18 protein-coding genes and 1 pseudogene are annotated in these 20,419 nt (G+C 41.7%); 11 read left to right on the top strand and 8 right to left on the bottom strand.

Annotated elements, in window-relative coordinates; translation table 11 throughout:
* Positions 1–180: 180 nt before the first annotated feature.
* The 4 genes from HXY43_RS19800 to HXY43_RS19785 all read right to left on the bottom strand — a co-directional run bounded on the left by HXY43_RS19800 (position 181) and on the right by HXY43_RS19785 (position 6,133).
* On the bottom strand, positions 181–1,092 hold the full coding sequence (locus tag HXY43_RS19800; protein WP_290886546.1) for a DUF1338 domain-containing protein: 912 nt from the start codon (positions 1,090–1,092) through the stop codon (positions 181–183).
* Positions 1,089–3,008 carry an ATP-binding protein gene (locus HXY43_RS19795; protein WP_290886543.1) on the bottom strand — a complete coding sequence of 640 codons (1,920 nt, stop codon included), beginning with the start codon at positions 3,006–3,008 and terminating at the stop codon, positions 1,089–1,091. The genes HXY43_RS19800 and HXY43_RS19795 overlap by 4 nt, the downstream gene beginning before the upstream one ends.
* 77 nt (positions 3,009–3,085) lie before the next feature.
* Positions 3,086–4,393, bottom strand: coding sequence for an acetyl ornithine aminotransferase family protein (locus HXY43_RS19790; protein WP_290886540.1), 1,308 nt, complete (start codon positions 4,391–4,393; stop codon positions 3,086–3,088).
* A gap of 243 nt (positions 4,394–4,636) precedes the next feature.
* Positions 4,637–6,133, bottom strand: a complete 1,497-nt coding sequence (locus tag HXY43_RS19785; RefSeq protein WP_290886537.1) for an aldehyde dehydrogenase family protein — start codon at positions 6,131–6,133, stop codon at positions 4,637–4,639.
* Positions 6,134–6,734: 601 nt separating this feature from the next.
* Between HXY43_RS19785 and HXY43_RS19780 the strand changes: the two genes are divergently transcribed.
* The 3 genes from HXY43_RS19780 to HXY43_RS19770 all read left to right on the top strand — a co-directional run bounded on the left by HXY43_RS19780 (position 6,735) and on the right by HXY43_RS19770 (position 9,221).
* A complete protein-coding gene (locus HXY43_RS19780; RefSeq protein WP_290886534.1) occupies positions 6,735–6,881 on the top strand; it encodes a hypothetical protein in 147 nt (48 codons plus the stop codon).
* Positions 6,882–6,892: 11 nt separating this feature from the next.
* Positions 6,893–7,615 (top strand): trans-aconitate 2-methyltransferase, encoded by a 723-nt coding sequence (locus HXY43_RS19775; protein ID WP_290886531.1) that lies wholly within the window; start codon positions 6,893–6,895, stop codon positions 7,613–7,615.
* Between the two features lie 124 nt (positions 7,616–7,739).
* Entirely contained in the window at positions 7,740–9,221 is a 1,482-nt protein-coding gene (locus HXY43_RS19770; protein WP_290886528.1) for a CoA-acylating methylmalonate-semialdehyde dehydrogenase, read from the top strand.
* Here HXY43_RS19770 and HXY43_RS19765 read toward each other — a convergent pair.
* Entirely contained in the window at positions 9,212–9,493 is a 282-nt protein-coding gene (locus tag HXY43_RS19765) for a DUF2087 domain-containing protein (protein ID WP_290886525.1), read from the bottom strand. The genes HXY43_RS19770 and HXY43_RS19765 overlap by 10 nt on opposite strands.
* A 168-nt stretch (positions 9,494–9,661) precedes the next feature.
* On the opposite strand from HXY43_RS19765, the gene HXY43_RS19760 reads away from it, so the two are divergent.
* The 4 genes and pseudogenes from HXY43_RS19760 to HXY43_RS19745 all read left to right on the top strand — a co-directional run bounded on the left by HXY43_RS19760 (position 9,662) and on the right by HXY43_RS19745 (position 14,468).
* The gene (locus tag HXY43_RS19760; protein ID WP_290886522.1) at positions 9,662–10,051 is read left to right on the top strand and encodes a hypothetical protein; all 390 of its coding nucleotides are present in this window, start codon (positions 9,662–9,664) and stop codon (positions 10,049–10,051) included.
* A gap of 1,045 nt (positions 10,052–11,096) precedes the next feature.
* The gene (locus HXY43_RS19755; protein WP_290886519.1) at positions 11,097–13,430 is read left to right on the top strand and encodes a WD40 repeat domain-containing protein; all 2,334 of its coding nucleotides are present in this window, start codon (positions 11,097–11,099) and stop codon (positions 13,428–13,430) included.
* 212 nt (positions 13,431–13,642) lie between these two features.
* Positions 13,643–13,828, top strand: a pseudogene (locus HXY43_RS19750) (cyclic nucleotide-binding domain-containing protein); the annotation flags it as partial.
* 88 nt (positions 13,829–13,916) lie between these two features.
* Positions 13,917–14,468, top strand: coding sequence for a peroxiredoxin (locus HXY43_RS19745; protein WP_026732721.1), 552 nt, complete (start codon positions 13,917–13,919; stop codon positions 14,466–14,468).
* 61 nt (positions 14,469–14,529) lie between these two features.
* Here the strand turns inward: HXY43_RS19745 and HXY43_RS19740 are convergent, their stop codons facing one another.
* Positions 14,530–15,501, bottom strand: coding sequence for a glutathione S-transferase family protein (locus HXY43_RS19740; protein WP_290886514.1), 972 nt, complete (start codon positions 15,499–15,501; stop codon positions 14,530–14,532).
* 171 nt (positions 15,502–15,672) lie between these two features.
* Positions 15,673–16,230: a hypothetical protein gene (locus HXY43_RS19735; RefSeq protein WP_290886511.1), complete on the bottom strand. Its 558-nt coding sequence runs from the start codon at positions 16,228–16,230 to the stop codon at positions 15,673–15,675.
* 238 nt (positions 16,231–16,468) lie between these two features.
* Between HXY43_RS19735 and HXY43_RS19730 the strand changes: the two genes are divergently transcribed.
* The 3 genes from HXY43_RS19730 to HXY43_RS19720 all read left to right on the top strand — a co-directional run bounded on the left by HXY43_RS19730 (position 16,469) and on the right by HXY43_RS19720 (position 18,952).
* Complete coding sequence (locus tag HXY43_RS19730; RefSeq protein WP_026732724.1) at positions 16,469–17,503, top strand: AI-2E family transporter; 1,035 nt, start codon at positions 16,469–16,471, stop codon at positions 17,501–17,503.
* Between the two features lie 563 nt (positions 17,504–18,066).
* On the top strand, positions 18,067–18,240 hold the full coding sequence (locus tag HXY43_RS19725; RefSeq protein ID WP_290886507.1) for a hypothetical protein: 174 nt from the start codon (positions 18,067–18,069) through the stop codon (positions 18,238–18,240).
* A 241-nt stretch (positions 18,241–18,481) separates the two neighbouring features.
* The gene (locus tag HXY43_RS19720) at positions 18,482–18,952 is read left to right on the top strand and encodes an NADAR domain-containing protein (RefSeq protein ID WP_290886504.1); all 471 of its coding nucleotides are present in this window, start codon (positions 18,482–18,484) and stop codon (positions 18,950–18,952) included.
* 179 nt (positions 18,953–19,131) lie between these two features.
* On the opposite strand, the gene HXY43_RS19715 is transcribed toward HXY43_RS19720, so the two are convergent.
* Positions 19,132–19,779: a response regulator transcription factor gene (locus HXY43_RS19715; protein ID WP_026732727.1), complete on the bottom strand. Its 648-nt coding sequence runs from the start codon at positions 19,777–19,779 to the stop codon at positions 19,132–19,134.
* 405 nt (positions 19,780–20,184) lie between these two features.
* Here HXY43_RS19715 and HXY43_RS19710 point away from each other — a divergent pair.
* The coding region (locus tag HXY43_RS19710; protein WP_290886501.1) for a CTB family bacteriocin at positions 20,185–20,419 on the top strand (235 nt) is incomplete at its 3' end.

The raw sequence follows: 20,419 nt of genomic DNA, 5'->3' as shown, positions 1-20,419 counted from the left end.
GTAGTTAGTAGTTAGTAGTTAGTAGTTAGTAGTTAGTAGTTAGTAGTTAGTAGTTAGTAGTTAGTAGTTAGTAGTTAGTAGTTAGTAGTTAGTAGGTGGTTGGTTGTTTACCACTAACCACTATCCACTATCCACTAATAGCCACCACTAGTCATACGTTGATTTATGCCTACTTACTCACTATTTAGTCAAGCGTGTCATTTCAAACAACTGCTGGGCATTCTTCCCTAAGAAAGCATCAAACAGAACTTGCTTACCCGGTTCTTCTTCAACGATGTAGCGTTGGGCAATTTCGTAATAAGCATATGTCCACGGAATTTGAATTTCTGTATCAGTGATATCTTCTAAGACTGTGACAATCTCTGTAACTGCTTGCGTCGCTGTTTGTCGCAAACCACAGGCGACATCCCCTTCAATCTCTGCTTTCATCGGTACACCCAGCTGAGCTAAACTACGAGCAGTAATATCAATATCTGGATATTCTGTTGTGTTTTGACGGTTGACGTAGCCTGTGAAGTGGTTGACTGCGTAACCGTGCAGCAGTACCCAAGCGCCATACTGAGTGACTTTATTAACTTCTTCCACCACAGAAATATGAGGTGGTTCCCAAGGACGAGTAAAAATTTTCTTGAGTTCCTTGGCAAGGCGTTGAGTATCATGTTTAAAAGTATCCATTATTGCTGAGAAATTCAGCAAATTTACGCCACCTATAGTTTCGTGGATGAGTTGGATAATTTCTTTCGGCAATTCATCCACAATCAATTCACTAATAAATAACTTAGGCAAGTCAAATTCTTCTTGTTGGGGATGGCGATAATGACGGGCGTAAACATGGGTTTCATTAAAAGTGTATTCTCCTGCCGCCTCGTAACCAAGAGCCTCAGCAAGTTTTCCTAGATACTCAATCCCCAGGTTAACCTTACGTTGTGGGCTATCCACGGTCATACGTAAAGAGCGAAAAGCAATGTGATCGTTGGCAACAGTTCCACCCGCATTAGTTATCATTTGTGTGTAAGTACGGGCGTAACTCACCCTGGTGCTGTATTCTTGCCAAAGTAATTCCCAAAGATAATTAGCAAGTAAGCGTTTCATAGGGGCATCCCAATTTCTTTATAAACAGTAGCGCAATATTTATGTGTTATGGGAATCTCGATGACAAATTCTGCCCCTTTCCCTGGTGTGGAATCACAGTATAATTTCCCACCATGTTTTTTAGTAATAATTTGGTAACTGATAGATAATCCCAAGCCAGTGCCTTTGCCCACAGGTTTTGTAGTGAAAAAGGGGTCGAATAGTTTCGCTTGCGCTTTCTCACTTATCCCCGGGCCATTGTCGACAATGCCGATTAACACAAAATTATCTTGAATTTCGGTGCGGATGCGAATCTGCGGGGTGGTCATTAGTCCTTTGTCATTAGTTCTTTGTTCAGGGTTGTGTACCAATGACAAATGACGATTGACAAATGACTCTTCTAAAGCATCGATCGCATTTGTCAACAGATTCATAAATACCTGATTGAGTTGACCTGGATAGCATTCAACTAAGGGCAATTGACCGTAGTCTTTGACAATTTCAATAGCTGGGCGTTTACCTACTGCCTTTAAACGATTTTGTAAAATCATCAAGGTACTCTCGATGCCTTCGTGGATGTCCACTTTTTTGAATTCCGCTTCATCTACGCGCGAGAAATTTCGTAGCGACAGCACTATTTCCCGAATGCGTTCCGTTCCAATTTGCATGGATGTGAGTAGTTTTGTCAGGTCTTCGGTGAGAAAATGAAGCTCACTCGCCTCAATTTCTTTTTGGATTTCTTCGGAAGGATTAGGATAGTGCTGCTGATAAAGTTGCAGTAGTCGCAGTAAATTTTGAGTATATTCATTAATGTAACTGAGATTGCCATAAATAAAGCTGACGGGGTTATTAATTTCATGTGCTACTCCTGCAACCAGTTGACCAAGGCTAGACATTTTCTCGCTTTGAATCAGCTGTGCTTGGGTGCTTTGTAGTTCTTGCAAGGTTTGTTGAAGATATTCATTTTTCAACTTTTGCTGTTGTAATAGTTCCTTAACTCGCTGGATCAGCTGGTTCAAAGAAGATGCTAATATCCCCAGTTCATCATTTGTTGTGACGGAGGTTTGCAGGTCAAAATTATCTTCCAAGGTAGCTTGCTGGGCTACCTTGGTTGTGGCTTCTAACGGAAGGGTAATTACACGACTGGTGTAGGTGGCTAAGATTGCGGCGATCGCCACTGAAAACAGCATACTTCCCACAATCATCAGCAAAAAAATCACATATGAATTTCTGGAAACTTCTTCTGCTTTCCTGTATTCCTCATAGGAAATTTTCACCCAATCAGCTAATTCATCAGAAATACCATCAAATTTGACGGCTATAGGGCTATTCGTGAAATCCAACAGTAATTTTCTAGCTTTCTCGATTTCCTCTGGTGACTTGAGTTTGGATAAGTTAATCTGTTGTACTAGCTTGTGTAGTTGTTGGGAGTATTCCTCCGCAACATCTATATTGGTTTGTAAAAAACGGGGAACAATTTTAGTATTTACTTCGTCTGCGTCCGAGTCTATAAAATCCTTAAGTTCAGACCAGTTCTGCTTGATGGTAGCCATATGCCCAAGCACGTAGGTATATTCCTGCTGAAACTTTTCTGGCTGTGCGATGAGAGGAATAAGCTTTTGTTGGTGCGTGCGCGACTGGAGAACAGTAATTTGCAGGCGATTGAGCAGTTCTATCATTTCCTGGGAATGATCTTCTTGCTCCCAAGCGTTGTGCTGTAGGCGTTCAGCAATGAAAATTCCAGTACTCGTACCAACAACGGCAATACCTAGCGCCACTATATAGCCAAAGCTAATCTTTTGACCAACTTTGAGATTGTTCAGCCACTGACTAAACCTATTTTTGCAAAGCTTCGAGCTATTTGATACAGGCTCTGGAGAGTGTTTGTTATTAATATTATCTGAATGATGTGATGAGGATGAGTAATCTGGTGGCATCCTAAAGAACCTGAATTGAGTTCTGACGACTTCAACATTAGGATGCCCAATTATTTTGTAATAGTTACTACAGTAAATTAGCAATCCAGATTACTTAACACAACCTTAATAATATTTAAGGCAATTTGAATTTGGTCACTATCAATAACTAACGGTGGACAAAAGCGAATTGCTGCTTTTCCACAACCAAGCAACAATAAACCATGCAAGAAAGCTTCTTGAAGAATGCGATCGCGCAATTTAGGATCGTAATTACCTTCATCATCAAATAAATCTATCGCCACCATCAAACCTTTACCACGCGGTAGCGAAACTCTGGGAAACTGCTCATGCAAGCGCACCAAACCAGCTTGCAATAATTCCCCCATTTTGGCAGCGTTTGTCATCAAACCGCTTTCTATTAGTTGCAGAGTCGCAAGCCCAGCAGCACAAGCAACGGGATTGCCGCCGAAGGTGGTAGCATGGGAACCAGGCGGCCAGGTCATGATTTCCGGTCGTGCGAGAATTGCTCCTAGAGGTAAACCACTAGCAATTCCTTTGGCAGTGGTAATAATATCGGGCATGACATCCCAATGTTCAATTGCAAACATCCGACCGGTACGCCCCATTCCAGATTGCACTTCATCAACTACCATGAGGATGCCATAGCGATCGCATATTTGGCGAATGCGTTGTAAAAACCCATCCTCTGGTACAATATAACCGCCTTCGCCTTGAATTGGCTCAACCACAATTGCTGCTACCTCTTGTGGTGGTAGCATCGCCGGAAATAGCTGTTTTTCTAGGTAATCGAGACTGGCGTGAGTACCATAAGGAATATGTGTCACCCCTGGAAGCAAAGGGCCAAAACTTGCTCTTTGCACTGCTTTGGAACCAGTTAGAGACATTGCTCCATATGTGCGTCCGTGGAATGCTCCCAAAAAGGCAATAATTAGGGAACGTCCGGTATAGTATCTCGCCAGTTTGATTGCACCTTCGTTAGATTCCGCACCAGAATTGGTAAAAAATACTCTGGCATTACCGGGTAAAGGGGCACGAGAAGCTAACTTTTCCGCCAATTCCACCATCGGCTCGTAGTAAAAATCAGTACCCGACATGTGCAGTAACTTGGCAGCTTGCTCTTGGACAGCTTGCACAACTTCCGGATGAGCGTGTCCCGTGGCAGTAACAGCAATTCCCGCCGTCATATCTAAAAAGACATTGCCGTCTACATCTTCCACCATACAACCCTCACCACGCGCCACAACTAAGGGATACTCGCGGGTATAGGAAGGGGAAGTCACGGCGCGATCGCGTTCGACAATGTCTCTAGCACGCGGCCCTGGTAAAGAAGTAATTAAACGTGGCGATCGTGGTAAATGCCTGTTAATAGAGATACTTAACATAATTTGTTTAGAATTTTTTCAAGTTAATTTATGATTAAACGTATAAGTACTGTCGCTTGCAGTAACATGTGATTCTTTTTGCAGTGCATTGGAGCAACAACAGGCATCCACCTGTTCCTACCCTGCGCCCCTTAGGCAAGCTTTGTGTCTTTGTGTCTTTATGGTGAAAAAAGAATTTATTGAAACACCAAGACACTAAGACACAAAGAGGCTCTTTTGTATCGCAACCAAGCTAACTATCCATTATTCACGATTGTCAATTTGCGCTCGTTGCAAACTTCCCGAAAAGTCTACATACACAGTCTTCCATTCGGTGAAAATATCTAAAGCAGTAGTACCTGCTTCTCGGTGTCCGTTACCAGTATGTTTGACACCACCAAAGGGTAAATGCACCTCTGCCCCGATAGTGGGGCCATTTATATAGGTGATTCCCGCTTCAAGATCGCGCATAGCAACAAAAGCACGGTTGATATCGCGAGTATATATTGATGAAGAAAGACCATAGTTTGTATCGTTGAGGACAGATATTGCTTCGTCAAAACTACTAACCTCAATTAATGCTACCACTGGCCCAAATATTTCTTCTTGGGCGACCCGCATTTGGGGTATTACCCGATCGAGAATAGTCGGTTGAAAGAAGTAACCGTGTTGTAGTTCTCCCTCGCTAGCTATTTCCCCACCCATTAATACTATTGCTCCTTCCTCACGAGCAATATCTAAATACTTGCTTACCCGTTGCAGTTGCCTTTCGTTAATTATTGGCCCGACATCAGTATTAGGATCAGTACCAACACCCAAGCGTAACTTACTGGTACGCTCTTTGAGCATAGCGGTAAATTTTTCTTTGATATCCCGATGCAGGATCAGGCGACTAGTAGCAGTGCATCGTTGTCCGGTTGTGCCGAATGCTCCCCAGACTGCGCCATCAAGGGCAAGTTCTAAGTCTGCATCTTCCATGACTATTTGAGCATTTTTACCGCCCATTTCCAGACATACGCGCTTGTGAGTACGTCCGCAGGTAGCGCCAACTTCTGCACCTGTTTCGGAAGAACCCGTAAACGAAACTAAGTCCACGCCAGCATGTGCAACTAAGGCTTTCCCGACTTCTTCACCCACACCATGCACCAAGTTAATTACCCCTGGTGGTAAACCTGCTTCGGCAAAAATTTCTACTAGTTTTGTTGCACAGGCGGGGGTATCTTCAGCTGGTTTGAGAATGATGGTATTGCCGCACACCAAAGCTGGCATAGCTTTCCAGCAGGGAATAGCAATTGGAAAGTTCCACGGAGTAATGAGGGCGCAGACACCGATGGGCATTCGTACCGTCATCGCGAATTTGTTGGGCATTTCTGACGGTGTAGTTTGCCCAAATAACCGCCGCCCTTCCGCAGCACTATAAAAGGCACAGTCAATACCTTCTTGCACATCTCCCCGTGCTTCTGTCAGGGGTTTACCCATTTCTCGACTCATTAACTGTGCAAGTTCTTCTTTGTATTTGCTCAATAGTTCGCCGACTTTAAAAATATATTCTGCTCTGGCTGGGGCGGGTACAAGTCGCCAGCTGCGGTAAGCTTGGCGGGCTGCGGCTACTGCTGTGTCCACATCAACCGATGCGGAACGCGGGAAGGTAGCAACAACTTCATGCTTGTTGGCAGGGTTGCGGCTTTCTAAGGTAGCTCCCGAAGCAGCACTCAACCATTGACCATCGATGTAATTGCGACAAGTGAGCGGAGTGGTCATAATTGAGTCCTCCGGCTAATATACTGAAACTTTTGTACTAATTGTACCAATTTTGGTTTGTTTTCTGGGCTGCCGTCAATTGACAACTCAAAAATTTGTTGCTCATTCCGAAAATATAGTTATCCTGCTTGTAAGTTTTGTCCACTCAGCGGATCAATCGCCCCGTGATTTTTTTGTCGGTGAAATGTTCGGAAACCAAGACATTATTTAAAGACTGGTTGAAACAGGTCTTTGCTTGATGTTGGTATTGGCAATCTTAAGGACTTGATTAAATACAAAATCACCGAAGCAGGTGGTTTTTATATTGAGATTCCTATTTAAACCAAAAATTTGAACAGTGCTGATGCATCGCAGTGGCAAACAAACCTTCTGTTCTCTGCTTTACTGAAGGATTTAAAAAAATAAATTTATAACATTAGCTATAAGAAAAATTACTTAAAATACCTCGCCGCAAAAATTTCAAAAGCAAGCATCAATTGAGGTTTAAATTCTGATGAAAAAACTCAAAAAACACAAAAAAGTCAAGGAGTTAGACCCCCTGACCAGAATTTAACCAAGTTCTACAACACACAACCACACATAACTAGTGAGGTCTACTACTATGTTAAATAAGTTATATGCTTTAGTCTATAGTTACTGCATTAATTGTTTGTTACTTTTCCTAGAAGAAGGGCGATGGTGCATTGCACGGATAGCGATCGCTTTTGGGGCAGCGATGCATCATGATCTAGATGGTGTCTATATTTAATTTCAAATTCCATGCCACAGTTATATCCTGGAGAAGTTTTCGCCAACACTACTGATTTTGATATCGGTATTCGCCAACTTTTGCCTCGCTATGATGAAATGCTGGAGGTAATTGTTCGTTGTGTACCTTCTAAAAGTCATCGCATCTTAGAACTAGGCTGCGGTACGGGTGAACTTAGTCTCAAAATACTCAAGCGTTGCCCAAATGCCCAAGTGATAGCTTTAGATTATTCACCGCGAATGCTGCAATTCGCCCAAGACAAGATTGCTCAAGCTAATTATCAAACACGCTGGACTGGCATTGAAGCAGATTTTGGCGAGTGGGCTAACAATCCAGAAAAATTTGGTATTAGTGAGAAATTCGATGCTTGCGTATCATCTTTAGCAATTCACCATCTCAACGATGAAATGAAGTTGAAGCTATTTCAGCAAATTCGTAAAACTTTGCATCAAGACGGTTGTTTTTGGAATGCAGACCCCATCAAGCCAGAATCACCAGCTTTAGCAGAAATTTACCAGGCAGCGCGAGAGGAATGGGCAACTCAACAGGGAACTACCTTAACAGAAATTCGTAATAAAGTTGGCACAAGCACAAATTACGGATACTCTAGTCAAGATCAACTAGCTACCTTAGAAGCCCATCTCAAAATGCTATCTCAAGCAGGATTTGAGACAGTAGCAGTACCTTGGAAATATTACGGCTTAGCAGTTTTTGGTGGTTGGGTATCTAAATAGAAAGCAGAAAAGAAAAAGCCCTTCCTAAATACGCGAAATTCTACACCAAAACTCCGCGCCCCTCTGCGTTTTAAATTACTACCCTTTTACACAAATTTTATCAAACTCTTGCTAGGGTATGCATATGGCATTTTTAACGGAATCACTACCCAACTACATCAACGGTCAGTGGTGTGCATCAACCGCTACAGAATACATAGACGTCTTCAACCCAGCTACAACAGAAATATTAGCGAAAGTCCCTCTCTCACCTACATCTGAGGTTAATCAAGCTGCCGAAACTGCTGCTGAAGCTTTTGTGACATGGCGACGTACCCCACCGACTGAACGAGTACAGTATTTATTTAAACTCAAGAACCTATTAGAAGAACATTTTGAGGATTTAGCCCGCACAATTACCCTTGAATGTGGAAAGACTTTAGCTGAGTCGAAAGGTGAGATGCGCCGTGCAATTGAAAATGTTGAGGTTGCTTGCGGTATTCCCATGATGATGCAAGGAACAAATCTGGAAGATATTGCACAGGGGATTGATGAAATCATGATTCGCCAACCACTAGGGGTATGTGCAGTAATTGGCCCGTTCAATTTTCCGGGAATGATTCCATTCTGGTTTATGCCTTATGCCCTTGCTTGCGGTAATACCTACATTGTTAAACCATCAGAAAAAGTGCCGTTGACGATGCAGAAAATCTTCCAGTTACTAGAAAAAACTGGGCTACCCAAAGGTGTAGTAAATTTAGTTAACGGGGCGAAAGCAGCTGTAGAGGCTATTCTAGATCACCCTAAAATTCGAGCAATTAGCTTTGTCGGTTCTACACCAGTAGCTAAGTATATTTACAGTCGGGCAGCAGCAAATGGAAAACGCGTACAATGCCAAGGCGGCGCGAAAAATCCAATTATTGTTTTACCTGATGCAGATATAGAAATGACTAGGCGCATTGCTGCTGATAGCGCTTTTGGTTGTGCTGGGCAACGTTGCTTAGCAGCTTCAATCGCCGTCACAGTCGGAGAAGCACGGCACACGTTTACAGAAGCGATCGCCGAAACTGCCAAAAAGCGGATCGTAGGTAATGGTTTAGACCAAGGTGTAGAAATGGGCCCGGTAATTACTGCCGAAAGCAAGGCGCGGATTGAAGGTTTAATTCAAAAAGGGACAGAGGGCGGTGCAACGCTGTTGGTAGATGGACGACAACCAAAAATTCCTGGTTACGAACAAGGCTACTTTGTCCGTCCAACCATTTTGCAAAATGTCGATCCAACAAGTGAAATTGCTAAGACAGAAATCTTTGGGCCAGTACTCAGCTTGATTCATGTGAATAGTATTGATGATGCGATCGCGATCGTCAACAGCGGTCAATACGGCAACATGGCTTGTTTGTTCACCACCAGTGGTGCGGCGGCGCGGAAATTCCGCTATGAAGCAGAAACTGGTAACATTGGTATCAACATCGGAGTCGCTGCACCGATGGCATTCTTCCCCTTTAGCGGTTGGAAAGAAAGCTTTTTTGGTGACTTGCACGGTCAAGGCAACCACGCAGTCGAGTTTTTTACTCAAACCAAAGTTGTGGTAGAACGCTGGCCGAGTGAGTGGTCACGTCAATTTTGAGTATTGCACCAATAAGCCGAACCATCTCGCATTCTGTCGATGAGTCCATTTTCAAATAATTCTCGTCTTAACAGGGCAGGATCGCCAAAGGTGTGATACTGATTGAGCAGTGTGTTAACTTCTTTCTCAGTGTAAGTTACTCCCGATTCAAACTTCGAGGCTAGATACTCTAAAACCAACTTTTGAAATTTACCCTTATTCCGCTTAGAGGGCCATTCTTTCACGCGCCCTTGTTCATCTAGATAACTTTTGAGTTCAGCTTGATAGTCCATTCTTTGTGTCTTAAGTGTCTTGGTGGTTCAAAAATATTTTTTCACCACTAAGGCACTAAGACACCAAGTAAATTTTTTGATTTACACTCTACTAGCGGTTCTCAGGCACTTAGGCAGGGTAAAATTCGTCACTATTCCTAGCAGACACATCTGGTTGAGGAGAAGAATGTGAAGATCGCAGTTATTACCAAAACTATAATTACATCTTTCAGTTTGTTAATTTTACTTGCTCCACAACGCACCCATGCTCAACTAGTACCACAACCTTGGGTCTCAGTGGGTGGAAAAGAAGGCGATGTTACCTATTCTGTGGGTGCAAGGGCTTTGAATTGGGGTGCTGAGTTAGGATTTGGCCCTGATAGTGCTACGGGATTCGATCTACTCAAATTTTTAAGTTTGCCAGTCGTTTCGCCTTACTTAGGATTAGGTTACTATTCGGAAGATAAAGGTCTTGCTGTTTCTGGCGGGGTTCAGGTAGGTGCTGGCGATAATCTTTTTTTAGGTGTTGGTTACAACTCGGTTCGCGGAATCAATGGACAATTGGGAATCAAATTCTAACACTTTAGACCTGTCGCTTGATAATCTTTTCTTAACCTTATGATTTCATTCATTTTTTTGACTGAGCGGCATACTATAACCTTATTTCCGAGCATAAAGTATAAAATAATACCAAATAGTTTTAATTGAGGTAAATCAGGCTAACCTAATATTGACCTAGTGTTAAATTGTCTACTATATTTACCTACGAATAGCTACCATCTTTTTGATGGTTTCTTTTATATCCACGTCAGGTTAGACCAAGATAAATACAAATTCCTCGCAAGCTATGCCTAAATCGCAATTATTGGGAAATTGTTGAAGGACAAGCCATAGAAGCTCAAAAATTTCGTTTTTACAGTCTATTGCATGGGAGGTATATTTCTCTCGCTATTTATCACCAACACTATAAATATCGAACTAACTATACAAACACTCTTGATGATTTAGTGAATTAATAACTATAGAACAATGATTAAACTTTTAGCAGTAGGAGGTAGTGTATATCTATAGAATTTATAGCATTAAAAATAAATGCTAAGTAATAATGCTTTTCTATATCACAAAGCCATAATCCTCTAAGTTATTTAACACTCTTTTGACTGAATTAGGTGTAGTATAATCGATTATATGGAAGTGATGGAGTAAGCAAGATTCCACGGTTATTCAGCTAGTCAAAAGCTTCCTTGCTTTGCAAAATATCCCTTTCAAAGGGAAAGCAATCCACGAAATACCCATACTTACTTTTTTGGGTTTTCATGGATTTTTTACAGGATTACAGCTAATTTTTTATGGAATTAGACACTAAGATGTTGATAAGCGAACTCTGTAATGAGTTTTTGCTGATTTTCTCATCATTATCCAAACTTATATGCAGTTAAGTAGTAGGATCGGCATGTGTTCAACCTCCAGACCTCCAAGTGAGGATAAGGGACAAGGTTAAAGGGAAGAGGGATTTTATTCACAAAGCCTTTTTTCCAACTTATGCAAGAAGTTCATTGGAATGAGCTATAGCGTTGATGACACTGAAGGTTCTTGAAGTGATTTATTTAGCAGGCAACTCTGTATGGAGCAAGGCTTAAGGTTACTACTTCAACTGGTACTAGAATTTGCGCCTGTAATTGCAAGTTTAGTGCACAAAAGTAATGATGCACGTCCCGATGCAAATAAAAACGAGTATCCCAGCAAAATTCAAGAATTCCTCCAAACTGTAAACACTGCCAGTCAAAAAATTAGTTATTTGGGAGGATTTGACCAAGAAAAAATAGAAGAACAGCAGTTAGCAGTTTATTACCATCAGACGCAATTACAAATAGCAACCCAAGAACAAGAGACAGCGTTGAAGGTTTCAGAGGTAAATAAACTTTTTGATAGCTGGCCTTTACGCTTATATCCTTCGCAAATCTTAGAATCCGATACTACTCGTGAACGCAAACCTCTAAAAATTTTCTTAGCTCCACCGAAAGTAGTATTTGATAAATTTGACGCTCAACAAGAAGAAGCTGTAACTGATGTAGAGTTAATGTTAGCTGAAGGATTGCGAGATTTCCTCGGTAAACATTACTCTTTACAAAGTCCGGTTAGACCGACAGAGTTTTTAGCTGGAGCTTGGGATAGTAAGCGTTTTCACAGTGAATCTAGTATCAAGGCTCTGTTTGGAATGTTGAAAACAGAGCCTATTTTGATTCTAGAGTCAGAAGCTGATGGAGACTATCTAAATTTCCGTATTGGTTATTGGGGACTAGGGCAAGAGCATTATTACTATAAAACAATCTCTCAGCTACCTTATCGAGAAATTGTTGAACAGTCGGCAAAAAACCGTGCCTTGGAATGGAGAACTATTAGAGATGAACTCATAGCTTTAGGAGAAAATCTAGAAGAAATTAATGATATCGGCAGAGATAATGCGATCAATTTGGCAACCTTGGAGAAAGAAGAAAAATGGAAAGCCAAGGGTGTTGATATTAGTAAATTATCCTTACGATACCAAATCAATCGTCAGGACTTAGAACAACTTTGTCAGGTTTTAATTACCTGTCACTGTTTAGTCGCTGGCTGGATAGCGGATGTTTATCACTTGGTTCATTATGATGTACCTCCCTTGCTGCCAGATTTGCTGCCGAGTTTGCTGAAGAGTTCTATTGACTTGCGATCGCTAGAAGCAATTGCCTCAGGATACAAACAAGTCTACCAAGCTCTAGAGGCAGAACATCGTTATTGGATTCCTGAATTGGCTTTGCAGTTAGGCCAGAGTTTATCCCATCTTAGCGATCGCTCTTTGGCTGAAGAACAAGTAAAATACTCAATTCACACATGGCTAGAACTGCATAAAGTACCGCAAGTACAAGCAAGCAACCCACTGGAGGTGATGCGAACAGCTGCAACAACAGAAGACGCAGAATATTTCCAAAAGTTAAAAGAATATTTTGCGGCAGTTGGCGATCGCCAGGGTATCAGCGAAGTTGAGGAAATTTTGGATGCGATCGCCAACTTTAAAGACGCACGCCAAGGAGAAAATGTTTATCTTAACCACACCCTCACCGGACATGCAGGCAAAATTACATCTGTCGCTATTAGTCCGGATGGAGAGGTTTTAGTCAGCGGATGTGCAGACAAAACTATTAAAGTCTGGAATTTGAAGACTGGTAAAGCAATCCGCACCCTCAAAGATAATTTGGGAGAAGTTTCATCCGTTGCTGTTAGTCCCGATGGCAATTTCCTTGCCGTTGGCAGTTGCCAACATCCTAAAAGTAATGTCAAAGTCTGGCATCTTGCCACCGGCAAATTACTGCACACGCTATTGGGACATCAAAAACCAGTTAACTGTGTAGTCATCAGTCCAGATGGCATGATTCTCGCCAGTGGCAGCAGTAAAATCAAAATCTGGAACTTGCACAAAGGCGATCGCATTTGCACCCTTTGGCATTCTTCTGTAGTTCACGCTGCTGCTATCAGTCCTGATAGTACAATTCTTGCCAGTGCTAGCAGTGACAAAAAAATTAGGTTGTGGAACCCACGCACGGGAGAACCATTACGCACTCTCAACGGACATACGGGTGAAGTGTACTCGGTTGTCATCAGTCCGGATGGACAAATTCTGTTTAGCGGTAGTGCTGACAAAACCATTAAGGCTTGGGAACTCGAAAGTGGAAAAATGCTGCATACCTTCACCGGCCATGCAGATGAGGTGAAATCAGTTACTATTAGTCCGGATGGGCAAACTCTGTTTAGCGGTAGTGCTGATAAAACCATCAAGATTTGGTGTTTGCATACTGGGGAATTGCTGCAAACTCTGACAGGACACTCAGGGGCAGTGAATGCTGTTGCTGCTAGTCCTGATGGTCAGTTTATCGCTAGTGGTAGTTCCGATAAAACAATTAAAATTTGGCAGATAGTTTGATATCATGTCCGCGTCACGTTAAAGGTGTGCATCACACCACAATTATTCATTGGGTCAAACAATTGGGAAAGAAACTTTCAGATGCTAACAATTCACTCAACCTTTGTAAAGCAGGCGATAAATCGTCGGGTGAAATATAAATATCAAGGATGCTAAAAGTGTCACTTTCTCGCGCCAGTTGCAAAGCTGTATGAAGTTGTTTACAAGTGATTGTGTTTGCGGGTTTAGAACCAACAGACAAGATAAGTCTGCAACCTCACACTCAAGTGCGACGCTACAAGCAAGGAGAGATTATTTTACATGAGGGCGATCGCCTTCCTACTAAGTTATATGCTGTAGTCAGTGGCACAATCCAAGTCACCAAAACAGCAAACATAGGTAAAGAAACGATTCTTCGCACACAGATATAAATTAATCGGTATCATTTAGATGTCTATCTGTGGTTTGCTAATTAGATAGTTTTAATATTTTTATTGGAGATAAAATATGTTAGCTTCAACTGATTTTAGCGGTTTATTTAACGAGCGCTTTTTCCGTAATTTTTTACCAATTCCAGCTGCTAATCAGATACCGTTAGGGTTTTTAACACCAGATTTTCAACTGCCAGACATCACTAACAGCACCTTGGTGAAATTGTCAACTTATAGAGGTAAGCAGCCAGTTGTACTGGCATTTACTCGTATTTTCACAGAAAAACTATATTGCCCCTTATGCTATCCGCATATTAAAGCTTTGAACGAGAATTATGAGCAATTTCAAAATCGGGGTATAGAACTTTTAATGATTACTAGCACTGATGAAAGGCAAAGTCAAATAGTTGTTAGAGATTTAGGTCTTAGGATGCCGTTATTAAGTGACCCTACTTGTCAGGTATTTCGTACTTATAAAGTTGGACAAGCCTTGGGAGCGCCTTTGCCAGCACAATTTGTATTAGATCAAGAAGGAAAACTTCGCTATAAGCATTTATTTTCCTTCTTGAATCATAATGCCAGTGTGGAGACATTGCTTGCACAATTGAACGGAAAAGCTCAGAATTAGATTGAGGAATATCAATAGAAAAAGAACGATCCTAAGGGGATAGCTTAGTGTGCGATCGCGACTAAGCTTTGCTGAAGCGATCGCGATCGTGCCGTTCGTCAAAATCGATGATTGGCCCCTTCGGCACAATTCGATTTGGATTAATCTCGGTCATACTCATGTAATAGCCGCGCTTGATATGGTCGAGATTGCAGGTTGCTTTGAACTCACCAAGCTGATATAAATCCTTTAGATAATTCCAGAGGTTCGGATAGTCGAGAATTCGCCGCAAATTGCACTTAAAGTGACTGTAATAGACTGAGTCGAAGCGATACAGCGTTGTAAACATACAAATATCAGCTTCCGTGAGGCGATCGCCACATAAATAGCGCTGCTTGTTCAGAATAGCTTCCCATCGATCTAAATTCTCGAAGAGTTCAGTTACCGCATCTTCGTAGGCTGCTTGCTCCCTCGCAAAACCAGCGCGATATACACCAGCATTAATTGGCATATAAATTGCATCGATCGTCTCATCAATCTTCTGTTGGAGATCGGGTGGGTATAAGTCTATTTTGCACGTTGATAAAGTAGCAAACTCTACATCAAACATCCGCATGATTTCGCGAGATTCGTTATTGACGATTGTTTGAGTTTGCTTATCCCACAACACCGGAACTGTGACTCGCCCTGTGTATTTGGGATCGGCTTTTAGGTAGATATCTTGTAAATATTGTGCGTGATTCACCGAGTCACCAATGGCTCCTGGTGCTTCAGAAAACATCCAGCCCTTGTCGCTCATCATCGGATCGACGATAGAGACTGAGATTGCATCATTTAACCCTTTGAGTTCTCGCATAATTAAGGTGCGATGCGCCCACGGACACGCCAAGGAAACGTAGAGGTGATAGCGTCCTGCTTCTGCCTTAAACCCGCTAGATCCATCTGCACTCACGCGATCGCGAAACGTTGTTGGTATCTCATGGAACTCACCACTGGGATCTGATTTATTTCCGTCTGTCGTCCATTTGCCTTCGATCATCATTCCTGATGCCATAATTCTCTCCTAAGCGTGATGGTGTAATTGTATTTCGGGTTGGTAAGGAGGAATCACCTTTTGGGCTATATCTAATTTCTAGAGAGGTTCAGTAAATATTGATCTAGTGGTCTATCGCATTAACCAATGAACAACACAATTTTACTTAATCATCTAACGGGCTAACAGTACTTATTTGAGACTTGCTTTATTGTCTGGTGTATCAAAAATCCTCCAATCTTGAATACCCTTGGTTTCAAAAATAGATTGAATGCGATGGATCTCGTCTTCTGTGCCTTCTACTATCACCAAGTAATTTCCTTGGGACACTCGCTCACTATAAAACCTGGCTTGCTCTCCAGGAATTCCCCAACCTACTAGTGCGCCGATGAGACCACCACCTGCTGCACCAAGTCCACTACCTAAAAGCGTGTTTGCCAAGAAAGCCCCTGCTGCTACGACCGGCCCAACTCCAGGAATGGTTAATGCAATCAAACCTTCTAATAAGCCCACTATACTTCCTGCTGCACTACCGGCGATCGCCCCTACTGTAGCAACTTCACCTGCTTTACTAGCAATGCTGTTACTTACATTAGCACCACCAAGTTGAGCCTTGCGTTCTTCATCTTTGGCAATTACGGAAACTTTATCCAAAGATAAGCCAGCTTCTCTAAGTTGCTTGAGAGCCTGTTCTACACCTTGAAGACTAGGAAATGTACCAACAGCATGTTTGTGTTGATCTAAAGCCATGTTTTCTCCTTGCAAAAATTACTAATCCAAATATTTATTGAAAATAAATAATGTGAATAGAATGTGACAAGCACAGCAATGCGACTCAATTAGGGAAGGTGCGGCTCCAAATCGGTATTGAAAGAACGCCCGTTACTGTCACTTTTTATTCACATTTGTTGCTCACATTCAAAGCAGGCAGTAGTATTCGGGAGCGATCGCTCTATAAACTTCTATTATCAGTGGGAGTCGAACTAATATGAAATTTGGTCAATGGATCGGCTTGCTAGCCTTGGTCGCTTCTGTATATATCCTTTGGCAAATCCGACGACTGATTTTGCTCTTATTTACGGCGATAGTATTAGCCACAGCATTAAATCAGCTTGTTCAACAACTGCAAAAATTACGGATTATTCGTTCTTGGGCTATTTTCTTAAGTATTTTTATCTTATTAACATTTTTTATCGGATTTTTCTGGTTGATTGTGCCTGCTTTTATTGAACAGTTTCAAGAACTTTTAGCACTTCTACCAACAGCAGGATTACGGCTGCAAGAGTGGATAAATTATCTAGTAAACTATCTAGAAAATCGTTTTGGAGGAGAATTACCAGATTTACCAGATATCAATAATTTGATTCAACAAATCCAACCTTTAGCAATGCAGTTCTTTACAAGAACTATTAACTTATTATCGACTTCTATTACTGCTGCTTTGGAATTTTTGTTAGTGTTAGTTTTGACGTTAATGCTGTTGACAAATCCTCAGCCATACCGCAATTTATTTGTAAGATTTTTTCCCTCATTTTACCGCGGACGAGTTGAGGAAATTCTCTCGCGCTGTGCAACTGGTTTAGGAAGTTGGACAGTGGGAGCTTTGATTGAAATGGTTTTTATCGCCGCTTTAAGTGGAATAGGTTTATGGATTTTGCAAGTACCACTAGCATTAGCCAACGCTATTTTGGCGGGCTTGCTCAATTTTATTCCGAATATCGGCCCTACTTTAAGTGTAGTATTTCCTATAACTGTTGCACTGCTAGACGCACCTTGGAAAGCAATAGCTGTTTTGATTCTGTATATCGTTATTCAGAACATTGAAAGTTACTGGTTGACTCCTACTGTCATGGCAAAACAGGTAGCATTATTACCTGCTGTAACCTTGACATCTCAAATTCTCTTCGCTACTTTGTTTGGAGCCTTGGGGTTATTAATGGCTATACCGCTGACAGTGGTTGCGAAAACTTGGTTAGAGGAAGTTTTATTTAAAGACGTTTTAGATAAGTGGCATCATGTTTAGATTTATTGCAAAAATTATATGCTATTTACAATAAAAATTTAAAATACTCAATTCAAACTTTCCAATGGTCGGGTAACGTTGGGGTGTCGCCATCCCGCAGTTCCCTAAGAAAAGCTTGTGACTGTTTCCAATCAAGCCGCTCAAGTCTCAGTAATTTACCGGTTGTTGAGTGTTGAAGAGGGTTTCTCTTTTAACGCACCTTAAGCTGGCACATTCAATATTGACAAAAAAGTAGATGTATGGATTGACACTGGCTAAAGCCGAGGGGATTCTTAGTTCATCGACTCGCCGTTAGACAGCAGATTCGCACCAACCACAGCTAAGGTGTTGGATATGGTCATCTAGATTTATCCGGCCGCGCAGTTTCTTTTTTTCCTCTCGGTTGAGTTGCTTGGGGTTTATTCTCTCTTGTATAAAATTCTCTCTTCTTCTGATAGATCAAAAGGTAATACCGATTTAATAAATGTTTACAACCCATCCTGATGTAGAGACGCGCCATGGCGCGTCTCTACAATGTCTATTTGTCGCATTATTTTTTCAAAATGGTATAAACCTATAGACTGATGAATAACTATATTTTGAGAGAGAAGCTAAATACAGAATCTTTGTCATTTTTTCGGGAGACAAAGACGAACCTCGCTAAGCATAATTGGGGCGATCGCGCTCAGTTTATTGGCGTGAACGAGCAGACTTATCCTGGCGACTGGCATCATTCACCCGCCACTACACTGAACTGAAGCAACTCAAGGGGCGTTACCCAATGCCAGAACCGCTAACGCTACAACAACTTGATAACTTTTTAGTACAAGCAGGCGATCGCTATCCGGTTCAATGGATTGACAATTTATAACACCATCACAGCCAACTTCAAGATTGTTGCGTAAGTCCTAAAAATCAAAGTTTCTTGGGAGTGCTATCTTCTGAGTGCAAGCATCTCCAGGCATCATAGAAGTTGAAGTATTAAAAGAGCAGCTTTAAATGACTATTTACTTTTACAAAGCTTACGAACCTTATGGCTGTTTTTCTAACTTTTCTCCGCATGGGATTAAAATCCAGGGTACATACTGGTCCACAGTAGAGCATTATTATCAAGCCCAAAAATTTGTGGGAACTCCAGATGCGGCGATCATACCTGCGATCCATGCTGTCCAGACGCCAGAAGAAGCTGCGGCATTGGGGCGTTGCTGCACCCGTAAAGTCCGTTTAGATTGGGAAGAGGTAAAAACTAAAGTCATGCGAGAAGCTGTACTCAAAAAGTTTCTTACCCATGCTGATATTAGAGAAGTTCTTCTAAGCACGGGCGAGCAACTGCTAGTGGAAAACTCTCCAATCGATTACTTTTGGGGTTGTGGTGCAGAAAAAACTGGTCAAAACTATCTCGGTAAAATCCTCATGAGCGTACGAGAAGAAATTCGCAAGTTATCCTTGCTCTCTGTAATTTCCGAATAATATCTGTCTTTTTTTTGCGAAATTTTCATACAAGTGTTGCGACGACAGGGGAATGGTGACATTCCCTAAGTCCTCAAACTTTAAGTCAATTCGCTATTTTTACTTAACAATCCTGTTAACTTTATCTACGGCAATCTCTGTCACCTCGTCAATAGTCGTATCTTTATATAGATGTGATGTTATCCGCCATAAACCGAGTTAGCATAAATCGCTAGTTGCGATCGGTTTTTCAGATTTAGGCGGTTCAGCAGGTGAGTGACATGAGTTTTGACTGTCCCTTCTGAAATATAAAGTTGCTGGGCGATTTCACGATTTGTAGAACCAATCGCAATCAAGCGCAATACATCTTGTTCGCGATCGGTGAGAAAGTCCAATTTTGGCTCCGGTAATTTCGGGCTTGCAGGTTCTGAAGCTTGGACTTTAGTGATTATCTTTTCCAACAATCCTGGCCCCATTTGGGTGTATCCTTTATGGACAAACCGAATCGCTTGTGCCAATTCTTCAGACGGCATATCTTTGAGTAAATAGCCCTTTGCTCCTGCTCTCATTGCATCGGCAATATATTCATCATCATCAAACGTGCTAAGGACTATCACTTTAGTATTTGGAAACTGCTCGGAGATAATGCTAGTAGCAACTCTGCCGTCCATCACAGGCATACGCACATCCATTAATACAACATCTGGCTGTAACGCTTTTACCTGAGCGATCGCGTTTTCGCCATTATCCGCAGTTCCCACAACTTCCAAATCAGGCTCTAAACTTAGCATAGCCCTGATACCGTCTCGAATGAGAGTCTGATCATCTACGAGTAACAGACGAATCATATGGAAGTGCATTTAACTTTTGCAGGAGTACTACCCTAGTGTAGAACTCTGTCTCCATGATGCATAGTCAAGGACGAATTGAATTTCAGCGCAACTAGCAAGCATTACTCATTCGGCTGCAAACAAGAATTTAAAGGAATGGAATTCTCATCTGCTACCTCTGACCTTAGTCGTAGGAACATTTACTTATTGAATCAACGAAAGTCAGAGCGAGCTTATTTATTTCGTTGAGATGAGAGTATAGACGTTTTTCAGATGTTTATCTCTTATTGAAATTCTACTATGAATACAGTTGCGAAGGCAACGAAGCAGAGGCGACCAAAAAATAAATTCAAATGGTTAAAAACTTCTGCTTTTATCGACAGGTAAACAACACACGAACAACACACAAACACGAGGTAAATTATGTCTAACGAAATCAACAAAGTGGAATTGTCTGAGCAAGAATTGGATGCAGTCGCTGGTGGCACAGATGTAATTGGTGCCGATTTACTCGCTCAGAGCAACCTCAATGCTTTCAGCCAAGACAAGAAAGTAGCTACACAGTTTGGTGCAGCTAATGCACAAGGAGCTTTCGGTGGTAACGTAGCTGCAACTGAAGACATAGATGCTCTTTCTGCTCAAAACCAAATCATCAAAT

The sequence above is a fragment of the Fischerella sp. genome (assembly GCF_013388695.1).
GTDB lineage: Bacteria > Cyanobacteriota > Cyanobacteriia > Cyanobacteriales > Nostocaceae > PCC9605.
This window is presented reverse-complemented; position numbering and strand designations above follow the sequence as displayed.

Coding starts and splice junctions, on each gene's coding strand:
- HXY43_RS19785 (WP_290886537.1), bottom strand. CDS start 6,133: ATGACCACTCCGCTCACTTGTCGCAATTACATCGATGGTCAATGGTTG.
- HXY43_RS19800 (WP_290886546.1), bottom strand. CDS start 1,092: ATGAAACGCTTACTTGCTAATTATCTTTGGGAATTACTTTGGCAAGAA.
- HXY43_RS19745 (WP_026732721.1), top strand. CDS start 13,917: ATGTTAGCTTCAACTGATTTTAGCGGTTTATTTAACGAGCGCTTTTTC.
- HXY43_RS19780 (WP_290886534.1), top strand. CDS start 6,735: ATGTTAAATAAGTTATATGCTTTAGTCTATAGTTACTGCATTAATTGT.
- HXY43_RS19790 (WP_290886540.1), bottom strand. CDS start 4,393: ATGTTAAGTATCTCTATTAACAGGCATTTACCACGATCGCCACGTTTA.
- HXY43_RS19765 (WP_290886525.1), bottom strand. CDS start 9,493: ATGGACTATCAAGCTGAACTCAAAAGTTATCTAGATGAACAAGGGCGC.
- HXY43_RS19740 (WP_290886514.1), bottom strand. CDS start 15,501: ATGGCATCAGGAATGATGATCGAAGGCAAATGGACGACAGACGGAAAT.
- HXY43_RS19730 (WP_026732724.1), top strand. CDS start 16,469: ATGAAATTTGGTCAATGGATCGGCTTGCTAGCCTTGGTCGCTTCTGTA.
- HXY43_RS19795 (WP_290886543.1), bottom strand. CDS start 3,008: ATGCCACCAGATTACTCATCCTCATCACATCATTCAGATAATATTAAT.
- HXY43_RS19775 (WP_290886531.1), top strand. CDS start 6,893: ATGCCACAGTTATATCCTGGAGAAGTTTTCGCCAACACTACTGATTTT.
- HXY43_RS19725 (WP_290886507.1), top strand. CDS start 18,067: ATGAATAACTATATTTTGAGAGAGAAGCTAAATACAGAATCTTTGTCA.
- HXY43_RS19715 (WP_026732727.1), bottom strand. CDS start 19,779: ATGATTCGTCTGTTACTCGTAGATGATCAGACTCTCATTCGAGACGGT.
- HXY43_RS19755 (WP_290886519.1), top strand. CDS start 11,097: ATGGAGCAAGGCTTAAGGTTACTACTTCAACTGGTACTAGAATTTGCG.
- HXY43_RS19770 (WP_290886528.1), top strand. CDS start 7,740: ATGGCATTTTTAACGGAATCACTACCCAACTACATCAACGGTCAGTGG.
- HXY43_RS19720 (WP_290886504.1), top strand. CDS start 18,482: ATGACTATTTACTTTTACAAAGCTTACGAACCTTATGGCTGTTTTTCT.
- HXY43_RS19735 (WP_290886511.1), bottom strand. CDS start 16,230: ATGGCTTTAGATCAACACAAACATGCTGTTGGTACATTTCCTAGTCTT.